The organism is Halorubellus litoreus (assembly GCF_037081675.1).
Lineage (GTDB): Archaea > Halobacteriota > Halobacteria > Halobacteriales > Natrialbaceae > Halorubellus > Halorubellus litoreus.
The window spans coordinates 21,935-48,836 of record NZ_JAZAQL010000002.1 but is presented as its reverse complement, the minus strand read 5'-3'; the positions used below and the strand labels follow the sequence as shown (position 1 = coordinate 48,836).

General features: G+C 69.6%; 22 protein-coding genes. 12 read left to right on the top strand and 10 right to left on the bottom strand.

All coding sequences use genetic code 11. The features are described 5' to 3' along the window. Window positions 1–42 precede the first annotated feature (42 nt). The 3 genes from VYJ16_RS07665 to VYJ16_RS07655 form a co-directional block, all read right to left on the bottom strand. Complete coding sequence (locus VYJ16_RS07665; RefSeq protein WP_336349725.1) at window positions 43–1,503, bottom strand: oligosaccharide flippase family protein; 1,461 nt, start codon at window positions 1,501–1,503, stop codon at window positions 43–45. Beyond that, a complete protein-coding gene (locus VYJ16_RS07660) occupies window positions 1,500–3,041 on the bottom strand; it encodes an alkaline phosphatase family protein (protein ID WP_336349724.1) in 1,542 nt (513 codons plus the stop codon). Before VYJ16_RS07660 ends, VYJ16_RS07665 begins: the two co-directional genes overlap by 4 nt. 131 nt (window positions 3,042–3,172) lie before the next feature. Further along, window positions 3,173–4,774 carry an alkaline phosphatase family protein gene (locus VYJ16_RS07655; protein ID WP_336349723.1) on the bottom strand — a complete coding sequence of 534 codons (1,602 nt, stop codon included), beginning with the start codon at window positions 4,772–4,774 and terminating at the stop codon, window positions 3,173–3,175. A gap of 148 nt (window positions 4,775–4,922) precedes the next feature. Between VYJ16_RS07655 and VYJ16_RS07650 the strand changes: the two genes are divergently transcribed. From VYJ16_RS07650 to VYJ16_RS07640, 3 genes are all read left to right on the top strand, one after another. Continuing rightward, window positions 4,923–5,957: a glycosyltransferase family 4 protein gene (locus VYJ16_RS07650; RefSeq protein WP_336349722.1), complete on the top strand. Its 1,035-nt coding sequence runs from the start codon at window positions 4,923–4,925 to the stop codon at window positions 5,955–5,957. A 73-nt stretch (window positions 5,958–6,030) separates the two neighbouring features. After that, window positions 6,031–7,593: an alkaline phosphatase family protein gene (locus VYJ16_RS07645; RefSeq protein WP_336349721.1), complete on the top strand. Its 1,563-nt coding sequence runs from the start codon at window positions 6,031–6,033 to the stop codon at window positions 7,591–7,593. Between the two features lie 28 nt (window positions 7,594–7,621). Further along, a complete protein-coding gene (locus VYJ16_RS07640) occupies window positions 7,622–8,971 on the top strand; it encodes a sulfatase-like hydrolase/transferase (RefSeq protein ID WP_336349720.1) in 1,350 nt (449 codons plus the stop codon). A 48-nt stretch (window positions 8,972–9,019) separates the two neighbouring features. Here the strand turns inward: VYJ16_RS07640 and VYJ16_RS07635 are convergent, their stop codons facing one another. From VYJ16_RS07635 to VYJ16_RS07625, 3 genes are all read right to left on the bottom strand, one after another. Continuing rightward, window positions 9,020–10,399: a sulfatase-like hydrolase/transferase gene (locus VYJ16_RS07635; protein WP_336349719.1), complete on the bottom strand. Its 1,380-nt coding sequence runs from the start codon at window positions 10,397–10,399 to the stop codon at window positions 9,020–9,022. A 114-nt stretch (window positions 10,400–10,513) separates the two neighbouring features. Further along, a complete protein-coding gene (locus VYJ16_RS07630; protein WP_336349718.1) occupies window positions 10,514–11,722 on the bottom strand; it encodes a glycosyltransferase in 1,209 nt (402 codons plus the stop codon). Then, entirely contained in the window at window positions 11,719–12,855 is a 1,137-nt protein-coding gene (locus tag VYJ16_RS07625) for a sulfatase-like hydrolase/transferase (protein ID WP_336349717.1), read from the bottom strand. The genes VYJ16_RS07630 and VYJ16_RS07625 overlap by 4 nt, the downstream gene beginning before the upstream one ends. Before the next feature lie 270 nt (window positions 12,856–13,125). On the opposite strand from VYJ16_RS07625, the gene VYJ16_RS07620 reads away from it, so the two are divergent. From VYJ16_RS07620 to VYJ16_RS07610, 3 genes are all read left to right on the top strand, one after another. After that, window positions 13,126–13,923 (top strand): enoyl-CoA hydratase/isomerase family protein, encoded by a 798-nt coding sequence (locus VYJ16_RS07620; RefSeq protein WP_336349716.1) that lies wholly within the window; start codon window positions 13,126–13,128, stop codon window positions 13,921–13,923. Window positions 13,924–13,925: 2 nt separating this feature from the next. Further along, window positions 13,926–14,903, top strand: coding sequence for a D-2-hydroxyacid dehydrogenase (locus VYJ16_RS07615; RefSeq protein ID WP_336349715.1), 978 nt, complete (start codon window positions 13,926–13,928; stop codon window positions 14,901–14,903). Window positions 14,904–14,985: 82 nt separating this feature from the next. Further along, window positions 14,986–15,756 (top strand): DUF502 domain-containing protein, encoded by a 771-nt coding sequence (locus VYJ16_RS07610; RefSeq protein ID WP_336349714.1) that lies wholly within the window; start codon window positions 14,986–14,988, stop codon window positions 15,754–15,756. Here the strand turns inward: VYJ16_RS07610 and VYJ16_RS07605 are convergent, their stop codons facing one another. Together VYJ16_RS07605 and asd are read right to left on the bottom strand one after the other, a co-directional pair. Beyond that, on the bottom strand, window positions 15,757–16,170 hold the full coding sequence (locus VYJ16_RS07605; RefSeq protein ID WP_336349713.1) for a hypothetical protein: 414 nt from the start codon (window positions 16,168–16,170) through the stop codon (window positions 15,757–15,759). A gap of 59 nt (window positions 16,171–16,229) precedes the next feature. Then, a complete protein-coding gene (asd, locus tag VYJ16_RS07600; protein WP_336349712.1) occupies window positions 16,230–17,264 on the bottom strand; it encodes an aspartate-semialdehyde dehydrogenase in 1,035 nt (344 codons plus the stop codon). A 115-nt stretch (window positions 17,265–17,379) separates the two neighbouring features. On the opposite strand from asd, the gene VYJ16_RS07595 reads away from it, so the two are divergent. The 4 genes from VYJ16_RS07595 (at window position 17,380) to VYJ16_RS07580 (ending at window position 22,754) form a co-directional block, all read left to right on the top strand. Next, window positions 17,380–18,285, top strand: coding sequence for an HFX_2341 family transcriptional regulator (locus VYJ16_RS07595; RefSeq protein WP_336349711.1), 906 nt, complete (start codon window positions 17,380–17,382; stop codon window positions 18,283–18,285). Window positions 18,286–18,383: 98 nt separating this feature from the next. Continuing rightward, the gene (locus tag VYJ16_RS07590; protein ID WP_336349710.1) at window positions 18,384–18,866 is read left to right on the top strand and encodes a hypothetical protein; all 483 of its coding nucleotides are present in this window, start codon (window positions 18,384–18,386) and stop codon (window positions 18,864–18,866) included. A 667-nt stretch (window positions 18,867–19,533) separates the two neighbouring features. Further along, window positions 19,534–22,194, top strand: coding sequence for a valine--tRNA ligase (locus tag VYJ16_RS07585; protein WP_336349709.1), 2,661 nt, complete (start codon window positions 19,534–19,536; stop codon window positions 22,192–22,194). 134 nt (window positions 22,195–22,328) lie between these two features. Next, on the top strand, window positions 22,329–22,754 hold the full coding sequence (locus VYJ16_RS07580) for a hypothetical protein (protein ID WP_336349708.1): 426 nt from the start codon (window positions 22,329–22,331) through the stop codon (window positions 22,752–22,754). Window positions 22,755–22,829: 75 nt separating this feature from the next. Here the strand turns inward: VYJ16_RS07580 and VYJ16_RS07575 are convergent, their stop codons facing one another. Then, window positions 22,830–23,597 (bottom strand): DUF1405 domain-containing protein, encoded by a 768-nt coding sequence (locus VYJ16_RS07575; RefSeq protein ID WP_336349707.1) that lies wholly within the window; start codon window positions 23,595–23,597, stop codon window positions 22,830–22,832. Window positions 23,598–23,791: 194 nt separating this feature from the next. Between VYJ16_RS07575 and pdxS the strand changes: the two genes are divergently transcribed. Further along, window positions 23,792–24,700, top strand: coding sequence for a pyridoxal 5'-phosphate synthase lyase subunit PdxS (gene pdxS, locus VYJ16_RS07570; protein WP_336349706.1), 909 nt, complete (start codon window positions 23,792–23,794; stop codon window positions 24,698–24,700). A 15-nt stretch (window positions 24,701–24,715) separates the two neighbouring features. Here the strand turns inward: pdxS and VYJ16_RS07565 are convergent, their stop codons facing one another. After that, window positions 24,716–25,396 (bottom strand): DUF6517 family protein, encoded by a 681-nt coding sequence (locus VYJ16_RS07565; protein WP_336349705.1) that lies wholly within the window; start codon window positions 25,394–25,396, stop codon window positions 24,716–24,718. A gap of 328 nt (window positions 25,397–25,724) precedes the next feature. Between VYJ16_RS07565 and VYJ16_RS07560 the strand changes: the two genes are divergently transcribed. After that, window positions 25,725–26,615: an ArsR/SmtB family transcription factor gene (locus tag VYJ16_RS07560; RefSeq protein WP_336349704.1), complete on the top strand. Its 891-nt coding sequence runs from the start codon at window positions 25,725–25,727 to the stop codon at window positions 26,613–26,615. Window positions 26,616–26,902 lie beyond the last annotated feature (287 nt).

Genomic DNA, 26,902 nt, shown 5'->3' with positions numbered 1-26,902 from the left:
TCGGCTCGCGACCCGAGTCACCGCCCGAAGGCGGTCGTGGGCTCAGACGCCGACGACGTCGCCGAGGCCGAGGTCGCGGAGGACCGACCGGACGGTGAGTCGGAAGTGCGAGCTGAGCGCGACGAGCGCCGCGAAGTAGACGACGCCGCCGACGCCGACGACCGCCGCGAGGACGAACGGCCCGTCGATCGCTATCGCGTCGTTCACGGCGTACACGACGCCGAACATCAGGAGTCCCGAGACGAGCTGTTCGAGGAGGGTTCGCGGGAGCATCACGCGGTCGAACAGCCGGTAGGCGACGACGAGGTACGTGACGGTGCGAGCAGCCTCCGCGACGATGGTCGCGACGACGACCCCGATGAGGCCGTACTCGAGACCGAGGAAGACCGCCAGCGGCGCGTTGATGGCGAGCGTGAACAGGCTGACGCGGAACCGGATGTCGGGGCGGTCCATGCCGTCGACGACGTTGTCGAACGGCATCCGGTACGTGTTGAACAGCTGGAAGACCGCGAGGAGGACGAGCGCGGTCGCGCCCGCGGCGTAGTCCGCGCCGAACACGATACCCATGAGTGCCTCCGGCATCGCGAGCGCGCCGAAGAGGATGGGGATGGCGAACAGCGCGGTGTACGACAGCGAGTTCATGAGGTCGTCGCCGACGCCCTCGTCGATGGACGTCAACCCGCTCGCCTTGACGGTCAGCGAGTCGCTGATGCTGATGGCGATGAATCCCGCCGGGACGGTGAGTCGGAGCGCGGGCTCGTAGAGGCCGACCGCGGACTTCCCGACGACGACGCCGAGGATGAGGACGTCCAGTCGCATGTAGAGGTTCTGCGTGAGCGAGTTCGGGACGCTCCAGCGCGCGAACTCCCAGACGCTCGCCGCGGTGTCGCGCGTCGGGAGTCGCGGCCGGACGTTCGCGGCGACGACCACGCCGGCGGCGGTGACGAGCGTCGCGAGCACCAGTCCGTACATGAGACCGAGAACGCGCATCCCCATCAGGAGGAACGCGACCTGGAACGCGAGCGTGAACACGCTCCGAACGGAGTCCGCCCAGAACGACGCCCCGGGGTTCCCGATACCGGCGTACAGCCGGTTCGACAGCGAGAACAACCCGAGCGAACCGACGATGCCGACCGCGCCGAGCGCGAACGCGAACGGCCCGATCTGCTCGCGGAGGAACGGATGGCCGACCACCGCCGCGCCGAGGAGGACGACGGTGTAGACCGCGACCGTGAGGACGCCGAACCCGAAGTACTCGCCGGGGTCGACGTCCACCTCGCTCACGCGCTTCTTGATGGCGTTACTGAACCCACCGGGAACCTGGACGGTGAGTTTCGCGATGGCGAGCAGGAAGTAGTACTTCCCGACGCCGTCGACGCCGAGCACGCGCGCGAACACGACGACGCCCGCGAACCCGACGAGCGCGAGCAGGAACTTCGCGCCCATCGCGAACGCGGTCTCCCGACCGAGACTCAGGGAGGTGGTGTCCTTCTCGCCCTTCATTCGAGGTACCCGAGGTCCTCGAGGCGGTCCTGGACCGCGTCGTCCCGGGCCGCCTGGTCGTCGTCGCTCGCCCCGCGGACTCGCGGCGCCGGCACGGCGTCGGCGTCCATCGTCGACACCGACGGCGATTCAGCGAACGCGTCCTCGAGGACGCGCCCGTCGAACTCCGGGGACAGCGGTTCGCCGAGCGCCGCCAGGAGCGTCGGCAGGACGTCGACGATGCTCGCGTCCGCGACGTCAGCGCCGTCCTCGAACAGCGGGCCGGTCGCCGCGAAGAGTCCGCGGTACCGGTGATTGTAGTTGTTCGTCTTGCTCGCGTATCCACCGGTCGGCGACTCAAGGCGCGTCGGGTAACACCCCGGTGCGGGGCGCGCGATGACGTCCGGCGCGTCCGGCCCCGGGTCGTTGTACGCCTCCTCCGGCAAGAGGACGTCCCGGAACAACGGGTCGCCGTCCTCGTTCGTGAGCGCCGCCAACTCGTCCCGGAGCGTCCGACGGAGCGCGTCCGGGTCGTCGACGGTCGGATGGTCGAAGCGCTCGTCGTTCACGAACACGCACCCGTACCGGAGCTGCCACGCCGTCGAGTTCTCGTAGTCGATGTCGAGGCGCGCGGCGTCCTGGAGGCTCTGCCCGACGTCCGTCGCGATGATGTAGTTGTACACCTGCCGTATCTTCTCGTAGAGGAAATCGGAGTGCTTCCCGACGAACTTCGCGACCTCCACCGCGGTCCCGGTCGCGGAGACGTCCCCGTCGTCGGCGTCCGCGAGATAGCCTTCGTCGTGGAGGTAGTCGTTGATGTGGACGTTCGTGTGCTTGCGTTCGAACCCGTGGTCGCTCATCAGGACGACGTTGTCAGCCATCTCCGCGAGGTCGGCCGTACACTCGTCGACGACCGTCAGCAACTGCTCGTAGTAGCGCCCGCGGACGTCGTCGGAAGAGAAGTTCGACAGCAAGTGCCCGGCCCAGTCCGGCGTCGAGAACAACACGAACCCGAACCGCGGGTCGTACGTCTCGAACGCCTCCCGCGCGAACGCTCGCCGAGCGCGCGTTATCTCGCAGACGTGGTCGAAGTACGCGTCCGGGTCCTTCTTCAGGGCCTTGTCGTGGTCGAGGATGTAGTCCTGGAACGCATCCAGTTCCTGGAGTTCGGCGGGGACCGCGTCCGCCTCGTCCTCCGCGAGCATCGCGGACACGAGATGCGTCCCCTCAGCAGTCGGCGTCCGCCCCACCGACGCCGGGAGGTTCACGAACATCCCGTCCTCGACGAGGTCGTACGCCGCCGCGTCCGTCTCGTTCGTCGTCAACGGACTCGTCTCGTAGTTCGAGTGCTGCTGGATCATGTTCGTCAACCCGTGCGAGCCCGGGTCCTTCCCCGTCGCGAACGACGTCCACGCCGGCAACGTCGTCGGCGTATCCACACTCATCAGATCACCCGAAGCCCCGTCGCGAAGCACGCGCTCGATGTACGCCGGCTCGATCCCGAACCGGTCTATCATGTTCGTCGAGAGGCCATCGAGACCGATGACGAGCAGCTCCATCTTGCCTAAGCCTCCTCGAAAACGAGTATCAACCTGTCGATATCCACGGTCCCCGAGTCGACGCCCGAAGCCGGTCAGGGAAGCCCGCCCGAAACGCCGGCCTCGCGGTCCCCGCTTGCTCGTGCAGCCAGCTACTCTAGATATCCGAGGTCGCTGAGTCGCTGTGCGACCTCGGCGTCCTCCGTGGCGGCGTGCTCGCTGGCGTCGTACTCGGGGTAGCTCGTCGGTTCGGGCGCGTCGACGGCGGCGAGTGCGTCGCCGTCCATCACGTCCGCGGGTGCGAGGTCGAGCGTCGCGAGCACGGTCGGCGCGACGTCGAACAGGTGCGCGCCCGAGAGGTCGGCGTTCGCGTCGACGCCCGCGCCGCTGACGGCGACGGTCCCCTGGAGCTTGTGGTTCCACGGCTCCGGGTCGTCGAAGCGCTCGCCGAGGAGCGCCGACAGCGAGTGCTGGAAGTCCGCAGGCACGCAGAGGACGTCCACGGCCTCGTCGGCGTACGGCCCGTAGATGTACGTTTCGCGCGGCACCACCTCGTCGAACACCGGGTCGCCGTCGGGCGTCTCCGCGCTCGCGAGCAACTCGACGACGTCCTCGCGCACGCGCTCGTACTCCTCCGCGGGAACGACGCCGTCGGGGTCGCGGCCGGCGACGTTGATGCGGACGCCGAGTTCCGACGGCGACCGCAGGTACGCCGTCGATTCCGCGAAGTCCACCGCCTCGGAGGCCGCGAACACCGCACCGACCGGGACGTGCTTGCCGACGAACGCCGCGAGCCCGAATCGCTCCAGGATGGCCTTCCCGCGCTGGTGCGTGAGCCCGACGCGCGCCGCGCCCGCAGCGAGTCGCTCCAGGAGCGGGTGGTCGTCGGGCGCGTCGTCGTCGCTCGTCAGTTCCTCGTCCTTGATCTGGAACCACGACGGCACCCCCTGGCCGTCCCGCGTCGCCTCGACGACGTCGTGCTCGCGGAGGAACTGGTTCGCGCGGAACTCGTACCCGTCGTACTCGCCGATCCCGTGGTCGCTCGCCACGACGACGGTATCCGGATCGCACTCTTCGAGAATCGCACCGACCTGCTCGTCGACCGCGCGATACACCTCGCGGACCTTCTCGAACTCGCCGGGATAGTCGTGGAAGACGGCGTCGGTCTTCTGGAACTGCACGAACCCGAACTCGGGGTCGAAGCGCCCGCTCAAGTAGCGGAACGCCTCGCCGCGCATCCGACACAGTTCGAGGTAATCCTGGAAGCGTTCGCCAGTCGTATCCTCCCCGGTCTCCCGCTCGGCGTAGACCCGGTAGTCGCCGATGGCGTCGCGGACGTCCTCGAGGACGCCCTCGGGGTGACATGGCGGCGACTCCGCGGCGAGGTACCCCGGAATCACGGCGCCGTCTATCTCCGGCGGTGGACTCGTCACGGGGGCGTTCACGACGACGCTCGTCAACCCGGCCTCGTCGGCGTACTCCCAGAGCGTCCGCTGGCGGACGTCCGTCGCGTTCACGATGTCCCAGTCGTAGCCGTCGAACCGCAGGAAGTCGAACACGCCGTGCTTCCCCGGGTTCGCGCCCGTGTACAGCGACGGCCACGCGCTCGCCGTCCAGGGCGGCACCTGGCTCTCGAGGTCGCCGCTCGCGCCCGCCTCGAACAGCGACGCGAGGTGCGGGACGTCCCCGTCCTCGAACAGCGGCTCGAGGACCGAGGCGCACGCGGCGTCCAGCCCCACCAACAGCGTCTGCATGGTTCGCCCCAGTCGGCCACGGGGTAAAATCCCTTCTCTCCGCGCGAGTCCCGACCCGCGCGGAGGCTGCGGCGCCACGGCCATGTCTCCCGTCGACCGCGACGCGGAGACGGCGCCTTTTATGCGCCAGTGGCGTGCGGGTGGAGGTATGGACCTGGAGTCGGTCGACGTGGCGATGCTCCACCAGGACCCGCATCCGGCGCATCGCGGGTTCGCGGAGGCGGTCGGCGCCGACCTCGTGGACTACCACGCGCGCTCGCTCGGCCCGCTCTCGGGGAGCGTCGTCGCCGACCTCGCGAACGGTCTCACGTACCCGGACTACGACGTGTACATCGTGGAGGGGTCGCGGCCGCTGTACGCGGCGCTCGTCCGCCGATTCACGCGCGGTGGGAAGATAGTGTACCTGTGCGCGGACCACGGCCTGTACGCGCTCGGCGAGGGCGACTTCGAGGGCGACTCGCTCCTGAAGTCCCTCGTCGGCCGGTTCGGGACGCCGCTCGTGCGCGCGGTCGGCCGTCGCGGCATCGACGGCGTCGTCGCGGTCAGCGAGTTCGCCGCGGAGTTCACGCGACCCGTCGTCGGGCCGGGGACGCCCATCGAGATCGCGCATCCGTTCGTCCAGCCCGAGGCGTACGACGCGCTCGGCGACGTCGACCCCGAACTCGACTCGAACGTCGCGGTGACGGTCGCACGACCGTGGCACTACAAGGGCGTCGACATGCTCGTCGACGCGTGGCCGCGCGTCCGCGAAGCCGTTCCGGACGCCGAGTTGCACGTCGTCGGCGGCGGCCACCCCGAATCGTACGGCGACACCGAGGGCGTGACCGTCCGCGGGTACGTCGAGGACCTCGCTGACGCGTTCGCCCCGGCCGCGCTGTTCGTCCAGCCGTCGCGGATGGACACGTTCCCCGTGAGCACGCTCGAAGCGATGCGCGCGGGCGTCCCACCGCTCGTCACGACCGGTGCCGGGACGCGCTCGGAGGCCCGCGAGATCGACGCGTCGCTCGTCGTCGACCCGACGCCGGAGGCGCTCGCGGCTGGCGTCGTCGCGTACTTCGAGCGCGACCTCGCGGACCGCGAACGCCTCGCTGGCGTCGCTCGCGACCGCGGCGCGCGCTTCGACGCGGACTCGCGGACGGCGGCGTTCCGCGACGCGTTCGAGCGCGTGCTCGCCGAGCTGTGACTCCCGCGAAGGGCGCACTCACCTGTCGTTTCTCTCGAAGCGTTTTAACCCGTCCCCGGCAAAGGACGCCTCAATGACCGTCTACGTGGTCGGCCTCGACGGCGCCGACTGGTCGTTGCTGCGCCCGTGGGCGAACGCGGGCGACCTCCCGGCGTTCGCACGGGTCCTCGACGAGGGCGTCGATGGCGACCTCCAGAGCACGCTCCCGCCCGTGACGTTCCCCGCGTGGAAGTGCTACTCGACCGGGAAGACGCCCGGCAAGCTCGGCGTCTACGAGTGGTACGCGTACGACCGCGACGACCAGTCGCTGTCGGCGAACGACGCGAGCGACTTCACCTCCAGGGAGTACTGGGAGGTGCTCGCGGACCACGGTATCGACGCGGGCGTGGTGAACATGCCGACGACGCATCCGGCGAACGCTCGCGAGATGGACGGCGTCGACGTCGTCGCCGGGAGTCCCGCGAACGAACGGAAGACCCTCACGAATCCCGAATCCCTCAAGCGCGACCTGCTGGACGCGGTCCCGGAGTACCGCGTGAAACCCGACCTCGTGCTCGACGAGGCCTCGCCGGACGAGCTCGTCGCCGAAGGAAAGCGCCTGTTCGACCAGCGGTTCGACGCGGCCGAGTTCCTCGCCGACGAACGCGACCGCGACCTCGTCCACACGACGCTGTTCTTCACGGACACCCTCCAGCATCGCCTCTGGGACCACCCCGAGCACCTGAAAGCGGCGTACCAGCGTATCGACGAGCGCCTCGGCGAACTCCTCGAGCGGGACGACGCCGACGCCGTCTTCCTGATGAGCGACCACGGGTTCACGGAGATAGACGAGATATTCCTCCCGAACCAGTGGCTCGCCGAGCGCGGCGACCTCGTGTTCGCCGAGGACGGGACGCGCACGCTCCTGTCCACGGTCGGGCTCACCGAGGAGCGGTTGAAGCGCGTCGTCGACCGGCTCGGCCTCGTGAGTCTCGCCCAGCGCCTCGTCCCGAAGTCCGTGCAGGGGTTGTTCCCGAGTGAGAGCGGGCGCGTCGCCATCCAGGACGCCGCCATCGACTGGACCGAGACGAAGGCCATCTCGCTCGGTCGCGGCCCCGTCTACGTGAACCACGCGGCGTTCGCGGACGCCGACGACCCCGCGGCCGCCGCCGACCGCTACCGCGAGCAGCTGACCGAGGACTTGGAGGCGCTGGAGACGCCCGACGGCATCCCGGTCGCGAGCGCCGTGCACGACCCCGCGGACGTCTACTCGGGCGACCGCGAGCGCGGCCCGGACCTCGTCGTCGAGTACACGACGGGCGTCGACGCCCCCGAATCCATCGGCGGCGCGGTGTTCGGCGAGCAGACCGAATGGCTCGCCACGCATCGCCGGAGCGGGATCTTCGCCGGCGTCGGGGACGACGTGAGCGAGGGGAGCGCGGACCTCGACCTGTACGACCTCGCACCCACCATCCTCCACTACCTCGACGTCCCGGTGCCCGAGGACGTCGACGGCGACGTCCGCCGGGACGTCCTCGCGGGCGACCCCGCCGACCGCGACGTCGAGACCGGGCCGCCCTCCGCTATCGGCGCGAGCGACCGGGGCGCCGGCGAGGAGGTCGAGGAGACCCTGCGCGAACTCGGCTACCTGGAATGACGCCTCGAACGCCTGACTCACAGAACCGATGAACCCACTCAAGCGCTTCCCGCGCCTGAACAGCGCGTGGATGGAGGTGAAGCATCGCGTCGCGCACTGGCGGGCGCGTCGCGAGCGCGACCTCGAGCGCGACGCGACCGTCGGCGACCCGCGGAACGTCCTCGTCGTCGTCGTCGACTCGCTGCGCGCCGACCACGTCTCCGCGTTCGGCCACGAGCGCGAGACGACGCCCGCGCTCGACGCGTTCGTCGACGAGGCGCGCGCGTTCTCGAACGCGAAGGCGCCCGCGCCGTGGACGTTCCCCTCGATTCCGTCGTTGCTCTCCGGCCGGTACCCCCACGAGCACGGCGGTCGGATGCAGGGTGACCCGCGGAACCTCGCCGCCGCGGAGTTCCCGACGCGACCGCGCGAGTCGGTGCCGATGCTCCCGGACGTCCTCGAGGCCGCGGGGTACGACACCGCGATGTTCACGGCCATCCCGATGGCGGAGAAGGCCGCAGGCGACCGCTTCCAGCGCGTCTCCGTGACGTACACGGACGCGAACGAGCGCGTCGCCGCTGCCCGCGACTGGATTCGTGGCCGCGACCGCTGGCTGTGTCACCTCCAGCTCGGCGACCCGCACGCCCCGCTCGACGTCCCCGACGAGCACCGGGAGACGTTCGACGTGCCCGACGTCGACGGCCTCGAGGACTGGCGATACCGCGAGTCCACCGACGGCGAGGGATTCGAGACGTACCGCGACGCGCGGACTCGCGCGTACGACGCCGCCATCAGGGGCGCGGACGACGCGCTCGCCGCCCTCCTCGACGACGTCGACGACGACACCGTCGTCGTGGTCTGTGGCGACCACGGCGAAGCGTTCTGGGAGCACGTCGACGTGGAACGCCGCCTGAACGACGACCCGCGCGGGTACTACGGGACCGACCACGGCCACAGCGTCCTCGAGGACGTCGCGCGCGTCCCGCTGTGGATTCGCGCCCCCGGCGTCGACTCCGGCGTCGACGACGACCCCGTGTCGCTCACCGCCGTCGCCCCCGTCGTCCTCGACGCGCTCGACGCCGAGGTCGCCGACGGCGTCGACCCCGCGCCGCTCGACGTCGTCCGGGACGCCCGACCGCTGTTATGCGAGGAGACGAACTACGGCTACAACCAGCGCGCGGTGTGGGTCGACGACCGCAAGCTCGTCGAGGTGCCCGCAACCGGCACGCGTCTGGCGTTCGACGTCGCTGACGGCGCCGAAGGCGACCCGCTCGACGACGTCCCCGAGGACCTCGTCGACGCACTCGAGGGATACGGCGACGGCGTCGAGGGCGAGGGCGCTATCGACGTCGACGACGAGACCCGCGACCGGCTCGAGGAACTCGGCTACCTCGAATAGTCGGGACTGCCGGCGGTCGTTCGCGCACAGAATCGACGGCGCTCCGCGCTACTCGAGGTACCCGAGGTCCTCGAGGTGCTCGGTCACCATCTCGTCGTTCTCGCTCACGCCGCTGCGTTCGCCGGCGCGCATGCGCTGCATCCGCGATTGGTGGTCGTCGAGCGCGCTCGCGAGTTCCTCGTACTCGGGGGCGTCCTTCCGGTCGTCTTCGGGGCGTTCGTCGGGCGTCGCGGTGACGTCGAAGCAGAACTCGCCGTCGTCGGCGTGCCTGAGGAGCTTCCAGCCGTCGGCGCGGCGTGCGCAACACCGGCCGTAGTCGACGTCGCGGCCGACGTCGCCGAACGCCCACCCGCGCGCGTCCACGTCGCCGCGGAGGAGGTCGAGCGCGCTCGCGCCCTCCCAGTCGTCGGGTGCGTCCAGGTCGGGGGCAGCGGCGTCGACGACGGTCGGCGCGGTGTCGACGAGTCGGATCTGGCCGTCGACGGTCGCGGCGTCCAGGTCGGGGTGGTGGACGACGAAGGGGACGCGGACGACGCCCTCCCAGAACTCGGGCGGGTGGCCGGCGTGGCCGTGTTCGCCGACGAGTTCGCCGTGGTCGGCGGTGAACACCACGATGGTTTCGTCGAGGACGCCACGCTCCGCGAGCGCGTCGAGGAACGCGCGGAACTGGTCGTCCACGTACTTGCATTCGGCGTCGTAGAGCCCGCGGATGACGTCCCACTCGTCGTCCGTGACCTCCTCGGGGTGATGCGTACCCTTCCGGGAGAGCGCGCGACACTCCGCGACGCTCCGCGGGTCGTCGAGGAACTCGCGCTGGTAGTCGGCGGGGGCTTCGTAGGGGTGGTGGGCGTCCATGTAGTGCAGCCACGCGAACCAGTCGTCGTCATCGTCGCGCTCGTCGACGAACTCGAGCGCGCGGTCGTTCAGCGAGTCCGCGCGCTCGTGCTCGAAGTCCCGACCGCCCGTCGTCGCGAACAGGGCGTCGACGCGGTTGTAGACGCGCTCGATGGTCCGGAAGACGACGCCGTCCTTGTCGAGGTTCGACTGCACGAGTTGCTTGACCTCGTTGACGTTCGCGCCGTCGCTGGAGGCGTCGTGCATCGCGTCGAACCCGCGGTCGTAGTGGTACGCGCCGCTCGCGAACTGGTTGTCCGTGTACCCCGCGGTCGCGTACCCCGCGTCCGAGAGGACTTCGGCGAGCGTCCGGATCGGGCCGCCGGCGTCCGCGGGCGGGATGCCGAGACCGTCGACGCTCGCGAAGTACCGGCTCGCGTGGATGGCGGGGAAGGAGGCGGGCGTCGACGGCCCGTTCGCGACGCACTCGGTGAACTCGACGGCGTCGTCGGCGAACGCGCGCGTCTCCGGCATCACCCTCGGCGCGATGCGGTCGGCGCGCAGCGAGTCGACGGTGACGAGGGCGACGTTCATACCGGGGAGAGGCCGGGCACTGCTTAAAAAATGACGCTTCCCGCGGGGGTGGCGTCCCTGCACGGTTCGCCGGACGTCGACCCTCGCTGGCGTGTCACGGCTCGTCGACCGAGGTCATGCCTCGTCAGCCGCGACGATGCGCGCGACGGCTTCGCGGGCGTGCTCGCGGAACGCGTCGTGCGACCAGTCCGCGGCGGTCTCGCGGACCCGGTCGGGCTCCCAATCGCCGTCGAGAACGCGACGGACGCCCTCGCGGACGCCGTCCTCGCTGACGGGGACGACGACGCCGTCCTCGCCGTCGGTGACGTGGTTCTTCAGGTTCGGTTCGTCGGGGACGACGACGGGCTTCCCGGCGCTCTGGAACTCCTTCGGCGTCATCCCGCAGTGCTCCTCGCGAGCGAACGCGATACCGCCGGTCGACCCGGCGACGAGGTCCGCGAGCGCGTCGTCCGAGAGGCGCGCGTGGACCTCGACGTTCCGGCGGCGCGCAACCTGCTTCCGGAGGGGGCCGTCGCCGACGAGCACGAGGCGTGCGTCGAGGTCGCGGAAGGCGCGGGCGACGACGTCCGTGCGCTTCATGTCGTTCAGTCGCCCGATCATCACGAAGTACGGGTCGTCGGCGTCGGCGGGGGCGTGCTCGAACCGGTCGACGTCGATGGGCGGATTCACGACCGGAACCGCGTCGCGGTCCCGGAGGTAGTGGCGGTGGACGCGCTGGCGCGTGAACTCGCTGTTCGCGAGCATGCCCGTGCAGTAGTCCGCGAAGTGCCGGTCGAGGACGGTGACGAGCGTCGTCGTCGCCCAGTCGACGACGCCGTCGGTCGGGCGCGCGTAGAACCGCGGCGGCGGGACGTGACAGTAGTGGACGTGCTGCTGGTCGTGGCCTGGCACCCACCACTTCGCGGCGGTCCCACTGGAGATGACGACGTCCTCGTCGAAGTCGAGGCCGCGGAAGCCCGCGGCGCGAAGGAGTTCCGAGACCGGGCGCACCGAATCGTTGAGGAACAGCTTCGCGGAGAGGCCGTCGTGGAAGCGCGCCTGGAACGGGAACTCGACGTCGTACCCGCGCCAGAACTCGCGGTCGGGCGTGTGGCCGACGGTGAGTGGCGCATCGAACGCGTCCGCGAGCGCCTTCGCGACGCGCGCCGCGCCGCCGGGGTGAATCCACGAGCCCTCGTGGACGACCCGGACGGAGCGGTCCGCGAGGACGTCGTCGACGTTCACGTCCGGGAGCGCAGGGGCGTCGTCGCCGGTCGCGCTCGCTCGTGCGGCATCGCGACCGCTCGTCTCGTCCCCGGCCGCCTCGGCGTCGCGGTCGGTCATTCCAGGTAGCCGAGTTCGGCGAGGGTCTCCTCGTCCGCGTCGTACCGCGTGATGCCGCCGTCGACGTCGAACGCCTCCAGGGCGTCCTTGAGGTCGTCGTCCATCGCGGCGTCGTTCCCGAGGAGGTCCCGGGCACTGTAGGGGTCGTCCTCGCTCGGGTCGTAGTTCACGATGCCGTCGCGGTTCATCGCCGCGCGCCGGTCGCCGTAGAGCGCGAACGCGACGTCGCGGTTCTCGCGACCGAGACCGTGCTCCTCGCCGACGAGCATGCTCGGGACGTCGATGAGGCTCGCGACGTCGCCGAACTCCCAGTCGACGTTCCGCGTCGCCAGCGGCACGTGATGGAGCAGGGGATGCAGGAGGCCGGGGTGCCCCCAGACGCCGTCCTCGCCCAGCAGTTCGCCGTGGTCGGAGAGGAAGACGACCTCCGTGTCCTCCGGGATATTCTCCCAGAGCCGGCGGAGTTCGATGTCGAGCTCCTCGCACTCGCGCCGGTAGAGCTCGCGCACCAGGTCTGCTTCCTCGTCGTTCACGCGATGCGAGATCGCCTTCCGGCTCACGCGGTTCGCGTAATCCCGCGAGACGGGCGCGCTGTGCGGGTCGTACGGGTGATGTGGCTCCATGAAGTGCAGCCACCCGAACCAGTCGTCGTGGCCCTCGGTCTGCTCGAAGAACGTCTCGATGACGTCGTCCGCGCGCCGGAAGGACTTCCCGAGCTTCACGACCTTCGACCGCGCGCGCTCTATCTGGTTCCACGCCGCCGCCGCGACCTTGTACGGCGTCGACCCGAGCTCGAGCTTGTCCGAGACGAACCCCGCGATGCCCTCCTCGCTCGCCGACGGACTCTCGAAGTGGTCGAACGCGTCGTCGTACCCGTACTTCGGCGACAGGAGGTGGTTCGTCGTCAGCCCGACCTTGCGGCCGTCGACGCGACGGGCGACGCTCGTCCCGTCTTTGAGACCGCGCTGGAGCGCGTACTCCCCACCGACGATGGCGGGGAACGACCCGAACGTCTCCGGGAACGTCGAGAACGCCCGGTCGTGCTCGAACTCGAGGTACTCGCGCGTCGCGGGGAAGTGCCGGAAGTGGTCGTATCGGAGCGAGTCGACCGTGACGAGGAGTTTTCGCGTCATGGATGAGGGGAGCGCCCGGGCGGGGCTCGCGGTTCGAATCCCGGGGGCGTCGTCGTTACGGCGGCGAACGCGACCCGCGCGAAAAAACGCTTCGGTCAACTCGACGGTCGACCCCGAGCACGCGTCGCGTTCGGCGGACTCGCCGTCTCGTGACCGACCCGACGGGCGCTGGACTCGCCGCCTCGTGGCCGGCTCGACGGCCGTAGTTGGTTCCGGCGACGGCGGCCGCGACCGCCGGGGTTTTTCTCGCCGCCGACCGCAGGCGGGAGTATGCAACTCGACGAAGGCTTCGAGCACGTGGACGTCGACCTCGCGGACGGGGTCGCGCACGTCACGCTCGCTCGACCGGACGCGCACAACGCCCTGGACGTCGACACAGCTATCGACCTGAAGGACGCGCTCGCCGCGGCGACGGCCGCGAGCGACGTCCGGTGCGTCGTCCTCGAGGGCGACGGCGGGTCGTTCTGTACGGGCGCGGACCTCGCCGCGTTCGAGGGCGACGAGACCGACCAGCGTCGTCTCGACCGCGTCGCCACGCGCCTGCACGCCGCCGTCCGGACGCTCGCGACGAGCGACGTCCCGACGGTATCGGCCGTGAACGGGGTCGCCGCCGGTGGCGGGTTCGGACTCGCCCTCGCGAGCGACCTCGTGCTCGCACACCAGACCGCGCGCTTCGAGTACTCGTACCCGCGCGTCGGCCTCTCCGGGGACGCCGGCGCGACGTGGTTCCTCCCGCGACTCGTCGGGATGCGGCGCGCCCGCGAGTTCCTCCTCCTCGACGAACCCGTCGCCGCCGAGCGCGCGGTCGAGATGGGGCTCGCGACCGAGGCCGTCGACGCCGACGACTGGGACGACCGCGTGCACGAGGTCGCGACCGACCTCGCCGCCGGCCCGACGAAGGCCTACGGCGCCGCGAAGGCGCTCCTGAACCGCTCGTACGAACGCACGCTCAACACCCAGCTCACCGCGGAGAAGGACGCCATCGCGCGACTCGCCCGGACCGACGACTACGCCGCCGGCTACGAGGCGTTCTTCTCGAAGACCGAGCCGGAGTTCCGAGGTGAATGACGATGACTGACGACGCCCTCACGGTCGCGGTACTCCGCGAGACCGTCCACGGCATCCCCATCGACGACTACGTCGCGGCGCTCCGCGAGCGCCTCCCCGAGCACGAGGTCGTGCTCGCGCGCACGCCGAGCGAGGAACGCGAGGTCGTCCGGCACGCGGACGTGGTCGCTGGCATGAACATCAGCGACGCCGTCCTCGACAACTTCGGGGACGACGTCGAGTTGTTCGCGTGCGCGTTCGCCGGCACCGGCCACCTCCCGATGGACGCGCTCCGCGACCGCGACGTCGCCGTGACGAACGCGTCGGGCGTCCACGGGCCGAACATGGGCGAGCACGCGCTGGCGTGCATCCTGAGCTTCGCGCGCCGGTTCCACGTCGCGCGCCGCCAGATGGACGAGGACGTCTGGCGGTCGTACCCGACGCACGAACTCGCGGGCTCGACGGTCACGGTCGTCGGGTTGGGCGCCATCGGGACCGCGGTCGCCGAACGCCTCGACGCGTTCGACGTCGAGACCGTCGGTGTCCGCCACTCGCCGGAGAAGGGCGGCCCCGTGGACCGCGTCGTCGGCTACGACGACGCGGCGGGCGTCGAGGAAGCGTTCGCGGAGTCGTCGTACGTCGTGCTCGCGTGCCCGCTCACCGACACCACGGCGGGCCTCGTCGACCACGACGCGTTCGTGACGATGCCCAGCGACGCCGTGCTCGTGAACATGGCACGCGGTCCGGTCGTCGACACCGACGACCTCGTGAGCGCCATCCGGCGCCACGAGATCCGCGGCGCCGCACTCGACGTCACCGACCCCGAACCCCTCCCGAGCGGCCACCCGCTCTGGGACTTCGACAACGTCCTCGTCACCCCGCACAACGCGGGCCACACGCCGAACTACTACGAGCGTCTCGCGGACATCCTCGCCGAGAACGTCCAGCGGCTCGCCGACGGGCGCGTCGACGACGACGGCTTCGAGAACCAGGTCGCGTGAGGCCGTCGATTCCGCGGCGTCGGTCGCCGGCGGACGAGGGCTAGCACCCACGCTTTTGCCGGCGGCGACGCCCCGTGTACGCATGAGCGAGTCGGACGGCTGGGTGTCGTTCGCGCGTCGCGCCGCCCTCACCGGTATCGCCACCATGCTGCCCGTGTTCGTCACGGTCGCCGCGCTCCTGTTCGCGTGGAGCGTCCTCTCCGGGTTCCTGCGCCCCATCGCGGACGTCGTCCTGTTCTTCTTCTTCGGCGAGTCGTTCCCGGTGACCGTCCTCGAGGTAGCGGTCGGCGTGACGCTGCTCGCGCTGACCGTGCTCGTCGGCGCCGTCGCCGAGGCGCGTGGCGAGGCGTCGACGCTCGCCGGGGAACTCGAGAGCGTCGTCGCCGCCGTCCCCGTCGTCGGCACTATCTACGAGACCGCTGGTCGGTTGAGCGAGATGTTCTTCGACAACGACACCGGGAGCTTCCAGGAGGTCGTCCTCGTCGAACTCCCCGACGACGGCCTGCACACGCTCGGGTTCGTCACCGCCGCACCGCCGGAGAGCGTGCAGGACGCCGTCGACGCCGACCTCACCGTGTTCGTGCCGCTCGCCCCGAACCCAGTCATGGCCGGCTTTCTCGCGAACGTCTCCCGCGACCAGGTGACCGACGTCGACATGAGCGTCGAGGAGGGCGTCCAGTCCGTGATGACGACCGGTGTCGCCACCGGTCAGGGGTTCGACGGCGACCCGCTCGGTGGCGGGGACGGCGACGGGGGCGGCGAGGACAGCAGTGACGGCGAGGGCCCCCTGGGCGGACTCGATGCGGAACCGGTCACCGCCGACGAGATAGACGGCTGGCCGCGCGACGGCTAGTCAGCGGTCGGCCGCCATCGCGTCCCGGTACCCGCTGCGTGCCTCGACGACGAGGTACGCGAGCGCGGCGACCGCGACGAACGCCACGCCGACCTCGCGGACGCCGACGCCGAGCGCATCGTGGACGGCGCCGCCGAACGCGATGCCGGCGAGCGCGGCGACGGCCGCGACCGCGAGGAACGCGAGGAACCGCCAGCGCGACGCCACGGGGACGCTCCCGGCCTCGCCGCGCGCGGCGAGGTAGAGGTGCGCGCCGCCGAACACGAGGACGTTGAACACGACCGCGCCCGCGGTCGCGACGGCGGTGCTGAGCGAGTACGCGCGGACGAGCCACGACACCGCGGCGAGCGCGGCGAACGCGAGGAGGACCGCGGCAGCGTGGACGAGCGTCTCGGTGCGTCGAGTGGAGGACATCACGGAGAACGTCGGGTCGCGGTCGCGTAAGTTTTCTGTCGGTATCCGGCGGTGGCTCCTTACAGCCAGCCGTCGCGCGCGAGCAGTTCGCCGTTGAGGACGCTCGCGCCCGCGGCGCCGCGGATGGTGTTGTGCGCGAGACAGTTGTACTGGACGCCCGCGGGCGTCTCCTGCACGCCGCCCGCGGCGACCTGCATGCCGCCGCCGAGCATCCGGTCCATCCGGGGCTGCGGGCGGTCCGGCTCGTCGAACACCTTCACGAGCGGCTCCGGCGACGACGGCAGGTCCGCGCTCGGCGCCGCCGCGAGCGCGTCCTCGACGTCACCCACCGAGGGGTCGTCGGCGAGTTCCGCCCACACGTTCTCCAGGTGGCCGTCGATCGTCGGCACGCGATTACACGACGCCGAGACCTCGGCGTCGTGCAAGGAGAGTTCCGCGCCGTCGAACGCCCCGAGGAGTTTGCGGGATTCGGACTCCATCTTCGCCTCCTCCCCGCCGATGTGCGGGACGACGTTGTCGATGATCTCCATCGAACTCACGCCCGAGTAGCCCGCACCCGAAACGGCCTGGAGGGTGGAGACGTGCACGCGCTCGAGCCCGAAGGAGTCGAGCGCCGCCAAGGTTGGGACCATCGTGATCGTCGAACAGTTCGGGTTCTTCACGAGCGCGCCGTCCCACCCGCGTTCGTCGCGCTGCACCTCGATGAGCTGCATGTGCTCGGCGTTCACCTCGGGGATGACGAGCGGGACGTCGTCGTCCATCCGCGCGTTCGACGAGTTCGAGGACACGACGTACCCGGCTTCCGCGAACGCCGGCTCGACCGCTTCGCCGACGCTCGAAGGGAGCGACGAGAAGATGAGGTCCACGTCGTCCGGGACCGCGCTCGGGTCCGTCTCGACGACGGTCGTCGACGCAACGTCTTCCGGAATCGGCGCGTCCACGCGCCACTTCGCCACCTCGCGATAGTCGTGGCCCGCGGACTCGTCGCTCGCCGTGAGTGCCGCGATCTCGAAGTCCGGATGCGGGTCGAGAAGCTGGATGAGTCGCTGCCCTACTGCTCCCGTGGCGCCAAGGACGCCGACGCGTACGCTCATGCTTACCGGTCCGTCTGCGTTGCCCAAGCAAAGACCTTCGGGTGCCGTCACCGCTTGACGGGAGTCGCGGCCCGAGGAGCGGGAATATATAACCTGGCCGCCGCTGGTAGCAGGTATGCAGACGCACATCGTGCCGGTCGGGTTCGATTACGACCGGCTCATCGCGCCGCTGGTCCGCGACCAGTTCGACGTGGAGCGCGTGATACTCCTGGAGGGCGCGGTGGGGTCGGAGGCGAACGTGGAGTACAGTCAGAACCTCTCGGAGAAGCTGGAGAAGGACTTCCAGAACCTCCTGGGCGCGGATACGGAGCGCGTGATGGTGGCGGACGTCTACGATTACGACGCGGCGTTCGAGCAGGCGTACGACCTCATCACGGCCGAATTGGATTTGGGGAACGAGGTGTGGGTGAACATCGCGGCGATGCCGCGGACGGTGTCGTTCGCGTTCGCGACCGCCGCGCACTCGCTGATGGTGGAGCGCGAGGACGAGCGCGAGCGGATCCACACGTACTACACGGCGCCCGAGAAGTACCTGGAGACGGAGCTCGCGGAGGAGTTACGCCAGCAGCAGGACTTGCTCGAGGACCTCCAGGAGGCGGGCGTCGACGACGCCCTGCGCGAGCGCGTCGCGGACCGGCTCGCGTCGTCGTGCGAGCTCTTAGAGGAGTTCGACGAGCGCGGGACGACCATCGGCGCGAAGGAGTTCGACGACGGGCACGTCGTCGAACTCCCGGTGGCGTCGTTCTCGAACGTGAAGCCCTTCGAGGAAGTCATCCTGTTCAAGCTCGGCGAGCACGGCGAGTTCGCGTCCGTGAGCGAGCTCGCGGAGTCGCTCGCCGCGGAGTTGAACGAGGAGTACACGGACTCGTTCCGGTCGAAGGTCATCTACAACGTCGACCGGCTCGGGCCAGGTGGGAAGGGCTACATCGAGCAGGAGTCCGCGGGGAAGTCGTATCGGACCAGGTTGTCGCGCATCGGCGAGCTCTGGGTGCGCGCGCACTCGGACCAGGGCGAGGAGTGACTGACTGCATACAGGGCGAGGTGTGACTGACTGCACACCGGGCGAGGGGTGACCGACGGCACAGAAGGCACTTACCGGGCGTGTTCGAGCGTCCAGGCATGAAGCGTCGGACCCTGCTCGCGGGAGCGACCGCGAGCGCGCTCGCTGGCGGCGTCGTCTTCTCCGACGGTATCGTCGAGTTCGCGCGTGCCGACGCGCGGGACGCGGTGTCGCTCGACGTCGACCCGGGCGTGCTCTCGCCGGACGCGCCGGAGGCGACCGCGACGGTCCGGAATAACGCGCTCGTCCCGGTTCGCGCGAATCTCGCTGCCTGGCGGGTGCTTCACGAGGGCGAGTTCGTCGTCCCGGAGAAGTGGGTGCAGCCTCTGCACGAGCTGGCCCCCGGTGAATCCCACGACTACACCGTTCGGCTCGGTGGGGAACCGACACAGACGGGATATAGCGACGCAACGGTCCGGCTCGGCGACGTCGACCCAGGCGAGTACGCGTTCCGGTTGGACGTCGGCGTCGGCGAGGACTCGCGGACGCTCGAAGCGCGGTTCCGCGTGGAATCGGACGGCGGTTCGAGCGAAGACGTGTGAATCGGTCTCACCTTCGAAGGCGCCAAGCAGGACGAACGCCCCGAACGCCCCCGCACGCTCGACCCGCCGGGGCTCGCTGCGCGCTTCGTCGGTCACTGCGTTCGCGCCTGCAGTGCTTGCGTCCCCCGGGCGGGACCGAGCGCACGGCCCCGTTCACTCCCACCCCGCGCCGCGACCGCACCGCAGCCTCTCCCTCCCCAACCGATTCCTCCCTCACTTCGTTCGGTCGTCATCCCTCGCACGGTATCGACGCGACGCGGCTCGCCGTCGCTCGCCGCGTCGCGACACCGCGCGCCAGGTAGCGGTCGAGGGTCACGGTTCGAGTCAGTGGGTGTAATGGCACCGCTAGCCTTTAGTCGCCGCGTCGTCGATGGGTTGGCATGGAGTCGTTCGCTGTCGCCGTAGTACGTCCCCTGGCCTGACAGCGGTGCCTTCGTTCTCGCCGTGCCACCTGCGACCGACCAGTCGCGGGCGTCGGCGTCGGCCTCCCGGGCCGTCCCGAGTTCGGACGCGAGAGCCACGGCATCGTCGCTCGAACCGTGCGCGATGACAACCAGCCGTCGAGCGTTCCGTCGTGGGCGTTCGACGCGACCGCGCCGCCGCCCGTCGCGGCGGCGCATCGAGACGCTTAACCGACGTATGCACGACACACCGAGTAAGAGTACACATGCCAGCAGGTGACTACGAGCCAGCGGAGATGGAGGAACAGTGGCAGGAGCGATGGGTGGACGAGGACGTCTACGCGTACGACGAGGACGCCGCCGTCGACTCGAACACGGTCTACAGTATCGACACGCCGCCGCCGACCGTGAGCGGGAGCCTCCACATGGGGCACCTCTACGGGCACACGCTCCAGGACTTCGCCGCCAGGTATCATCGGATGGCGGGCGACGAGGTCCTGTTCCCGTTCGGGTACGACGACAACGGCATCGCGAGCGAGCGCCTCACCGAGGAGGAACTCGGCATCCGCCACGGTGACTTCTCGCGCCGGGAGTTCCAGGAGAAGTGCCGGGAGGTCTGCAAGGGCTACGAGGCCGAGTTCACGGAGAAGATGCAGGAACTCGGCACCAGTATCGACTGGAATCGCACGTACAAGACCATCGAGCCGCGCGTCCAGAAGATCTCGCAGTTGTCGTTCCTCGATCTCTACGAGCAGGGTCGCGAGTACCGGAAGAAGGCGCCCGCGATCTGGTGTCCGGAGTGCGAGACCGCGATCTCGCAGGTCGAGATGGAGGACGCGGACCGGCACACGCACTTCAACGACGTCCGGTTCGACCTCACCGAACCGACCGACGAGGGCCGCGACAGCTTCGTCATCGGGACGACCCGCCCCGAGTTGCTGCCGGCGTGCGTGAGCGTCTTCGTCCACCCGGACGACGAGGAGAACGCGGACCTCGTCGGCGAGACCGCCGAGGTTCCCATCTTCGGGCACGAGGTCCCGATCATCGAGGACGACCGCGTCGACCTCGAGAAGGGCACCGGGGTCGTGATGTGCTGTACGTTCGGCGACCAGAAGGACATCGAGTGGTATCAGGCGCACGACCTCCCGCTGCGCGTCGCCATCGACGAGAGCGGGACGATGACGGACATCGCGGAGGCCTACGAGGGCCTGTCGACGCACGAGGCGCGCGAGGAGATCGTCGAGGACCTCGAGGACGCCGGGCATCTCGTCGACCGCGAGCCCCACGAGCACACCGTGCAGGTTCACGAGCGCTGCGAGGTCGACGTCGAGTTCCGCGTCTCGCGTCAGTGGTACATCGACATCCTCGGGCACAAGGACGAGTACCTGGAGGCCGGCCGGGAGATGGAGTGGTATCCCGAGAAGATGTTCACGCGGTACGAGCACTGGATCGAGGGCCTGGAGTGGGACTGGCTCATCTCCCGGCAGCGCGACTCCGGCATCCCGTTCCCGGTGTGGTACTGCGAGGAGTGCGACCACGAGGTCGTCGCCGACCGCGAGCAGCTCCCCGCGGACCCGCTCGCGGACGACCCGCCCGTCGATAGCTGTCCCGAGTGCGGGCACGGCGAGTTCCGCCCGGAGGAGGACGTCCTCGACACGTGGGCGACGTCGAGCCTGACGCCGCTCATCAACGCGGACTGGGACCCGGAGACGCTCGGCGACGGCGAACTCGCAGCGGGCGACCTCGCGAACCCCGAACTCTACCCGTTCGACGTCCGCCCGCAGGGCCACGACATCATCAGCTTCTGGCTGTTCCACACGGTCGTGAAGTGCTACGAGCACACCGGCGAGGTCCCCTTCGACTCGGTGCTCATCAACGGGTTCGTGCTCGACGAGAACCGCGAGAAGATGAGCAAGTCCAAGGGGAACGTCGTCGCCCCCTCGGAGGTCATCAGCGAGTACCCGATGGACGCCGTCCGGTACTGGGCGGCGTCCTCGGGCGTCGGCGACGACTTCCCGTACCGCGACACGGACATCGTCGCGGGCGAGAAGCTCATCCGGAAGCTCTGGAACGCGAGCAAACTCGTCGACAATCTGACTGCCGAGGAAGCGACGCCGCCGAGCGAGCGCGACGCGCCCGCCGAGCTCGACACGCTCGACGAGTGGCTCCTGGCAGAGTTGGACGACCTCGTCGCTGACCTCACGAGTCACTTCGAGGTCCACGAGTACGCGAAGGCCCGGAACCGCCTGCGGACGTTCTTCTGGAACACGTTCTGTGACGACTACCTCGAGATCGCGAAGGAGCGCGACAGCGAGTCGACGCGGTACGCGCTCGCGCTCGCTCACGAGACGTTCCTGAAGCTGTGGGCGCCCGTGATGCCCCACGTCACGGAGGAGCTCTGGCACGAGTTCTACGTCGACGGCGACGTCGACGACGTCGACGCGGCGGAGACGAGCATCCACGTCTCGGACTGGCCCGAACCCCGTGGGTTCGACGCGGACCTCGAAGCGGGCGAGACGGCGATGGAGGTCATCTCGGCGCTCCGGAAGTACAAGACCGACGAACAGCTCGCGCTGAACGCGGACCTCGCGCACGTCGAGGTCTTCGGCGCGATCACCGGGTTCGAGGACGCCATCACGGGCGTCATGCACGTCGACGAACTCACCGTGCACGAGTCCTCGCCGGAGATCACGACCGAGGTTGCGGACATCGACCTCGACTACTCGACGCTCGGCCCGAAGTACGGCGGCCAGGTGAACGAGTTCGATAGCGCCATCGCCGACGGCGACTACGAGATCGCTGATGGGGAACTCCACGTCGCCGGCGAAACCCTCGCCGCCGACGAGTTCGAGGTCCGCGAGGAGCGCACGTACGCCGGCGACGGCGAGATGGTCGAGACCGAGAACGCCGTCGTCGTCGTCCACTGACGGCGGCGAGTCGGTCGCCGCGACCCCGGTGGTCTCTCTGTTCTGGCGGTGCTTTCGGTGTCGTGCGCAGGTCGCTCACGTCCGGAGTCGGTTGAATACGGATGCGCGCCGACTGTGGGGCGAGGTAGTTACGAATGGTAACCTTGCTCGGCGGACTGGTCGGTGGTCTCGTGGCGACGATAGCGATGACGATGGCGATGATGCTGCTCGGTGACGGCTCGCCGCCGCCGACGGCGGCGCTCTGGTCGAAGTACGTCGGCGACGGCGCTCCTGACGACTACATGCCTCAAGGCATGTTGCTACACCTGCTGTACGGAATCGGGGCAGGCGGTGCGTTCGCGTTCGCGCTCCCGGTCCTCGGGTTCGGGAGTGCGGGCATCGTGACGGTGCTCGGGCTCGCGGTCGCGTACGCGGTCACGCTTACCGTCGTCGGCGCGGCGTTCTGGATGAAAGTCGTGCTCGCGATGGACCCCGAACCGAAACAGGCGGCGCTGTTCGGCGTCTTCCACCTCACGTACGGGGTCGTCCTCGCCGTCGTCGTCGCGTACGCACCGCTCTGACTGTGCGAGTTCGAGGCGGAGGGACGACGACTGGAGGGGACGCGATGACGGCGACCGTAGACGTCCCGAGAGCGATTACTGGCCGTCCTCGCGCGAGTCGACGGCGCTATCGAGCGAGTCGATGCCGGCTTCGAGCTTCTCGACCCGCGTCGCGAGTGCGAGGAACGTCGCGAGGACGGTGAGTGCGATGGCGCCGGCGGCGGCGATGCGGTGCGGACCGGGCGTGTGTACGACGCCGCTGGCGGTTATCTCCTCGGCGGGTATCAGCGTGTGGTGGGGGTCGCCGATGATGGGGACGAAGTAGTCGACGACGTCGTTGAGGAGGTACCAGCCGGCCGCGAGCGCGACCGCCTTCACGGGGAAGTCGCCGATGCGGTGGAGGACGAACCCCTGGAGGACCATCGCGAGGTGACTCCAGAACAGGAAGTTGTACATGAGGACGCCCGTGTACGCGAAGTCGCTCTGGAACGCGAGGAGGACGAACGGCGTCCAGGCGCCGAGTTTCAGGCACCCGAAGAACGCGAGCGCGGTGAGGTACTCGTTCGAGCGACCGAGCGCCCACGCGCCGAACGCGAGCGCGATGAACAACGTCGCCACCGGCGAATCGGGGACCAGGGGCCACATCGCGAGTGGTTCGAGCGCGAACTGGCTGCCCTCCCAGACGAAGTCCGGTTCCAGGGGGCTGAGGCCGTAGTAGTAGAACCCGAACAGCGTCCCGAGGACGTTCGTGGCGACCACGAGCCAGACGAGCCGGAGGCCGAGGTCCTCGACGAACTCGGGGACTGGTGCGACGTACCACGGGAGGTCCTCGCGCGCCGGCAGGTCGTCACGTAGCAACTCCATCACGCGAATCGTGCGTGTGGGTCGCACAAATCACTCCCGGTCCCGGGCGTGGACGCCACGCCCGGAGCGGACCGGACCAGACGTCCAGCGCCGACGCGGCAGAACCACCACAGGGAGGAACGTTGACGTGCCGCATACCGGATGGTGCCGCGTGGTGCGGTCGGTATAAGTGCGACCGGATGCAAACCGTTGGTATGACCGAGGAGACAGACCTTGAGAGCCTCAAGCGCGGGACCGAACTGGTCAAGCGCGGGTTCGCTCGCATGCAGAAGGGCGGCGTCATCATGGACGTCGTCAACGAGGAGCAGGCGAAGATCGCCGAAGAAGCTGGCGCGGTCGCCGTCATGGCGCTCGAAGCGGTGCCGGCGGACATCCGCAAGCGCGGCGGCGTCGCGCGGATGGCCGACCCCGCGGACGTCGCGGACATCGTCGACTCCGTGTCGATTCCGGTGATGGGCAAGTCCCGCATCGGCCACCGGAAGGAAGCGGAGATCCTGCAGGCGGTCGGCGTGGACATGATCGACGAGAGCGAGGTCCTCACGCCCGCGGACGACGCGTACCACATCGACAAGCGCGAGTTCACCGCGCCGTTCGTCTGCGGTGCGCGGAACCTCGGCGAGGCGCTGCGCCGTATCGACGAGGGCGCGGCGATGATCCGGACGAAGGGCGAGGCCGGCACGGGCGACGTGAACCAGGCCGTCCACCACCAGCGCACCATCAAGGGCGCCATCCGCCAGCTCGAGGGTATGAACTGGGAGGAGCGCGAGAAGTGGGCGCGCGAACACGAGGCCCCGAAGGACCTCGTGCACGAGACCGCCGACATGGGGCGGCTCCCCGTCGTGAACTTCGCCGCCGGCGGCATCGCGACGCCCGCCGACGCCGCACTGATGATGTACCACGAGTGCGACGGCATCTTCGTCGGCTCCGGTATCTTCGGCGCGGAGGACCCCGAGGCGATGGGCGAAGCCATCGTGCAGGCGGTCAACAACCACGACGACCCGGAGACGCTCGCGGAGATCGCGTCGAACCTCGGGAAGTCCATGAAGGGCGACGCGAACGTCGACCTCCCCGAGGAGGAGAAGATGCAGGGCCGCGGCGTTTAAGTCCAGTTCGCTCGCTCAGTCCACCGTTTCTGCGCGTTTCAGGGCGTCGAGCAGTCGCTCGCGGTCGCGGTCCGGGTCGACGTCGAGGTCCGCGTCCGTGGCGAGCGTCGCCGCGGGCGCCTGTCGCGCGATGGCCGCCGCGAGCGTCTCGGTGGGGAACATCCCACCGGCCATCGCGTACGACGTGTCCGTCGGCCAGATACCCGCCCAGAGCTCGCCCGCGACGGTGAACTGGCCGGCGGTGACGTCCTCGACGATGACGTCGTCGACGAGCGGGTACTCGACGTCGTACCCGAACGCGCGCGCCGGTGTGTCGGGGTCGCTACCGGCCCCTCGTCGCTCGATGTCGCGGTCCGTGAACCGCGTGACGTTCACGAGGCCGTCCTCGCGGACGCTGTCCGCGAACTCCTCCTTGGCGTGGTCGCACGCGATGCCGAACACGCTCGCCGGCGAGAACCCGAGCTCCATGAGTGGCGTGGAGAACTCGAGCGCGCTCGTGAACGCGGAGCGCCCGGAGACGTCGACGTCGGGGTCGCCGACCGCGGCGAAGGCGTCGCTGGAGGGCGCGTGCTCGTAGATGCTGTTGTACGCGGTTATCGTGAAGAACGGCAGCGTGAGCGCGGTCTCGGTGTGGTCGCGGACGTGCCGCCAGTCGTACTCGGCGAGGACCGCGTCGGGGAAGCGGGGGGCGCTCATCGCTCGCGGCTAGGTGACGGGGGAAGTTGGGCGTGCCGGTCACGGACCCCGAGCGTGATGCGCGGGCGCTGGCGCGGTCGTTCGAGCGTCGTCGCGGTTTTCCGTGCGTCGAGTAGGCCGGCGTGAACGGGGCCGTCGTCGCTGAAAGAGCGGTCGAAGCTATCTCGCGGTGGGTGCGAGACGCGTTTCACTCACGGGTCGTGTCCGAGGGCTGTCACGGAGTCGATGCGGCGAGTATCGCGTGACGGGAGCGACCCGGGCTAGCTCAAAACGGGTTTTCATCTTGCGAAACGTGCTTTAGGGTACGGGACGTCTGTGGAGACGAGCAATGTCGCGGCTCCTCCCGTTCCAGTCCGACACCGACGTGCCAGAGGACCGTGCGCCGCGCGTCGTCGACCTCGAGGGCGAGGACGCAGAGAAGGTGTTCGGCGCGCTGTCCTCGGAGACGGCGCGCGCGATCTTCACCGCGCTCCACGAGGAGCCGATGACCGCGAGCGACGTCGCGGACGCCGTCGACTCGTCCATCCAGAACGTCCGCTATCACCTGGAGAACCTCGGCGACGCCGGCCTCGTCGAGGTCGTGGACACGTGGTACTCCTCGCGCGGGAACGAGATGAAGGTGTACGCGCCGAAGGACGGGCCGCTCATCGTGTCGAGCGACGAGTCGAGAGCGAGCCGCATCCGGACGGCGCTGAGTCGCCTCGTCGGCGGTGTCGGCGTGCTCGCGGCGTCGAGCCTCCTCGTCCAGTACGGCTGGGCGGAACTGTTCGGGCCGGCGGCCGGGTCGTCGTTCAACACCCAAGGCGGTGCGCCCGCACCGGAGGACAGCGAGGCGACGGGCGTCAGCGGCGACGCCGGCGGCGGCGGCGGCGCGGACGCCGGCGGCGCGGACGGTGGCGGGAACACGTCGGGCACGACCACGAGCGGTGACGGTGGCGACGTCGGCATCAGCAACGTCGACACGACGGCGGACGCGGCGACCGAGACCGCTGCCGGGACCGGGCAGCCGACGGCGGAGCCGACGGCGACCGAGACCGCCGCGGAGAGCTACCAGATCGCCGCGGAGACGACGACCGAGGTCGCGACGACGGCCGCGAGCGGCGGCGGTGGCGGTGACCTGCTCGCGGGCGGCCTGCCGCCGGGCGCGATGTTCTTCCTCGGCGGGTTCGTCGTCCTCGTCGCCCTCCTCGTCTACCAGTACCGCGCCTCCCCGTACTGACCGACGACGAACTCGTGGGGTGTTCGCGAACGGGTTCGCGGCGTCGAGCGGATTCTTTCCCTGCGGGTCCCTGCAACAGGTATACACCACTCGGGGACGTACTACGACCGAATTCGTGGTCCGCACGGGTTCGTTGACACGATTCACAGCGCGCCACCGGTCGCGGTGGCCTCACATCATCACGCAGCGCGGTCCCGCAGTGGGACGACACGGAGAGACAGTCGGTCGCCAGCCCGCCGAGGGCGCGACACCAGCAGGGCCCGGGAGGGCCACCACGACGACCCCGT

Coding starts and splice junctions, on each gene's coding strand:
- VYJ16_RS07665 (WP_336349725.1), bottom strand. CDS start 1,503: ATGAAGGGCGAGAAGGACACCACCTCCCTGAGTCTCGGTCGGGAGACC.
- VYJ16_RS07660 (WP_336349724.1), bottom strand. CDS start 3,041: ATGGAGCTGCTCGTCATCGGTCTCGATGGCCTCTCGACGAACATGATA.
- VYJ16_RS07655 (WP_336349723.1), bottom strand. CDS start 4,774: ATGCAGACGCTGTTGGTGGGGCTGGACGCCGCGTGCGCCTCGGTCCTC.
- VYJ16_RS07650 (WP_336349722.1), top strand. CDS start 4,923: ATGGACCTGGAGTCGGTCGACGTGGCGATGCTCCACCAGGACCCGCAT.
- VYJ16_RS07645 (WP_336349721.1), top strand. CDS start 6,031: ATGACCGTCTACGTGGTCGGCCTCGACGGCGCCGACTGGTCGTTGCTG.
- VYJ16_RS07640 (WP_336349720.1), top strand. CDS start 7,622: ATGAACCCACTCAAGCGCTTCCCGCGCCTGAACAGCGCGTGGATGGAG.
- VYJ16_RS07635 (WP_336349719.1), bottom strand. CDS start 10,399: ATGAACGTCGCCCTCGTCACCGTCGACTCGCTGCGCGCCGACCGCATC.
- VYJ16_RS07630 (WP_336349718.1), bottom strand. CDS start 11,722: ATGACCGACCGCGACGCCGAGGCGGCCGGGGACGAGACGAGCGGTCGC.
- VYJ16_RS07625 (WP_336349717.1), bottom strand. CDS start 12,855: ATGACGCGAAAACTCCTCGTCACGGTCGACTCGCTCCGATACGACCAC.
- VYJ16_RS07620 (WP_336349716.1), top strand. CDS start 13,126: ATGCAACTCGACGAAGGCTTCGAGCACGTGGACGTCGACCTCGCGGAC.
- VYJ16_RS07615 (WP_336349715.1), top strand. CDS start 13,926: ATGACTGACGACGCCCTCACGGTCGCGGTACTCCGCGAGACCGTCCAC.
- VYJ16_RS07610 (WP_336349714.1), top strand. CDS start 14,986: ATGAGCGAGTCGGACGGCTGGGTGTCGTTCGCGCGTCGCGCCGCCCTC.
- VYJ16_RS07605 (WP_336349713.1), bottom strand. CDS start 16,170: ATGTCCTCCACTCGACGCACCGAGACGCTCGTCCACGCTGCCGCGGTC.
- asd (WP_336349712.1), bottom strand. CDS start 17,264: ATGAGCGTACGCGTCGGCGTCCTTGGCGCCACGGGAGCAGTAGGGCAG.
- VYJ16_RS07595 (WP_336349711.1), top strand. CDS start 17,380: ATGCAGACGCACATCGTGCCGGTCGGGTTCGATTACGACCGGCTCATC.
- VYJ16_RS07590 (WP_336349710.1), top strand. CDS start 18,384: ATGAAGCGTCGGACCCTGCTCGCGGGAGCGACCGCGAGCGCGCTCGCT.
- VYJ16_RS07585 (WP_336349709.1), top strand. CDS start 19,534: ATGCCAGCAGGTGACTACGAGCCAGCGGAGATGGAGGAACAGTGGCAG.
- VYJ16_RS07580 (WP_336349708.1), top strand. CDS start 22,329: ATGGTAACCTTGCTCGGCGGACTGGTCGGTGGTCTCGTGGCGACGATA.
- VYJ16_RS07575 (WP_336349707.1), bottom strand. CDS start 23,597: ATGGAGTTGCTACGTGACGACCTGCCGGCGCGCGAGGACCTCCCGTGG.
- pdxS (WP_336349706.1), top strand. CDS start 23,792: ATGACCGAGGAGACAGACCTTGAGAGCCTCAAGCGCGGGACCGAACTG.
- VYJ16_RS07565 (WP_336349705.1), bottom strand. CDS start 25,396: ATGAGCGCCCCCCGCTTCCCCGACGCGGTCCTCGCCGAGTACGACTGG.
- VYJ16_RS07560 (WP_336349704.1), top strand. CDS start 25,725: ATGTCGCGGCTCCTCCCGTTCCAGTCCGACACCGACGTGCCAGAGGAC.